This window comes from Pseudomonas edaphica, assembly GCF_005863185.1.
GTDB lineage: Bacteria > Pseudomonadota > Gammaproteobacteria > Pseudomonadales > Pseudomonadaceae > Aquipseudomonas > Aquipseudomonas edaphica.
The window spans coordinates 1-1,655 of sequence record NZ_VBVZ01000928.1 but is presented as its reverse complement, the minus strand read 5'-3'; the positions used below and the strand labels follow the sequence as shown (position 1 = coordinate 1,655).

The window sequence follows — 1,655 nt, the reverse complement described above, 5'->3', positions numbered from 1 at the left end:
AACATATCCTGCACGTCATCATGGTTGTCCAAGCCTTCCAGGAAGGCTTCGACTTCAGCCATATGCTCATCGGTCAAACCGCTGACCGGGTTCTTCGAGATGTAGCCCAGCTTGGCCGACAACACGGTGAAACCCTGCTCTGGCAGTGCTTTTTGCACCGCATCAAGATCGGTGGTTTCGGTGATGAACAAGGTGCTCCCTTCTTCTTCGCCGTCTTCAAAGTCCTGCGCGCCGGCTTCAATGGCGGCCATTTCCGGGTCGGCGTCCGGGCTGTCCGGCGAGGCTTCGATCAGGCCGACGTGGTTGAAGTCCCACGCCACGGAACCGGAAGCGCCCAGTTGGCCCTTACGGAAGGCCACGCGGATTTCTGCCACGGTACGGTTGATGTTGTCGGTCACGCATTCAACGATCAGCGGCACCTGGTGCGGGGCAAAACCTTCGTAGGTCACGCGGTGGTACTGCACGGTTTCGCCGAGCAGACCGGCGCCCTTCTTGATCGCGCGTTCCAGGGTTTCCTTGGGCATCGAGGCCTTTTTGGCCTGTTCTACCACCAAACGCAGGTGGGCGTTGGTCGCGGTGTCGGCGCCGTTGCGGGCGGCGATGGTGATTTCTTTCACCAGCTTGCCGAAGATCTTGCCCTTGGCATTGGATGCCGCTTCTTTATGTTTGACTTTCCACTGTGCGCCCATGACTCACTCTCTTTTCGTCCATCGCGCCGAAACGTCTACTGGCCGGCGCTTTGGGGGCAGAGTTTATAGCGCAAAAACACTCTAATCCACCAAAAAACCGGCCAAGTGCCTCAGGTGCGCAAGGGTTTGATCGTGACGTTGCGGTCGGGCACAAAGTCGCCAACCTGCGCCAGCGCGGCGGGCCTGGCGTTCCAGTAAGGCATCAGCACCAGTGAAGAAAACAACGCCGCGCCGGCAAATACGATAAACACCGTGACCGTATCGAAGTAGCCCGGCAGCAGGCCGCCAAGGATCGCCCCCACCGAACCGCAACCGTTCACAAAGCCTGCGGCCGTGGCGCCGGCCTTGGCGGTGCCGAAGTCGATGGCCGCCGTGCTGCTGATCATCGAGTCAGGCCCATACAGCGTCAGGCCCATCACAAACAGCAGGGCCATCACCAGCATCACGCTACCGGTGTGCATCGCGCCCATGAACAACGCCAGGGCCACGGTCAGCGCCAGCAGGCTGAGCACACAGGCCGGCATGCGCCGGGCGCCGAAGAGTTTGTCGGACGCCAGCCCGATCATGATCGGCCCCAGCAACCCGGCCAACTCGAATGCCGTGGGCACGATGGCCGCACCCACCTTGCCCACCGAGGGCATTTGCTCATAAACGATCACCGGCCCCCACAACAGCATCGCGTAACGCGCCGGTTTCAACAGAAAGTACGCCAGGCCCAAGACCAGCACCGTACGGTTACGCAGGATCGCGCGCAGCGGTTCCAGCACGCTGACTCGCTGTGTGTCGGCCGCCACGACCGGCTCCGGCTCAACAGCCGGCAAGCCGACATCCTGCGGTGTATTGCGCAGGAAGATAAAGAACAGCACAGCCACCACCGCCACCACCGCCGCGCTGGAAATAAACGCCGCATGCCACGTGCCGATCGGCGTGTACGCCCACCAGCCGGCAAAGGGCGATGCCACCAGG

Annotated in this window: 2 protein-coding genes; both read right to left on the bottom strand. The window is 61.6% G+C overall.

Annotated elements, in window-relative coordinates:
• Nucleotides 1–689: YebC/PmpR family DNA-binding transcriptional regulator (locus FEM54_RS32170; protein ID WP_138454235.1), on the bottom strand; the 689-nt coding region annotated here is incomplete at its 3' end.
• 110 nt (nucleotides 690–799) lie between these two features.
• The coding region (locus FEM54_RS32165; RefSeq protein ID WP_138454234.1) for an MFS transporter at nucleotides 800–1,655 on the bottom strand (856 nt) is incomplete at its 5' end.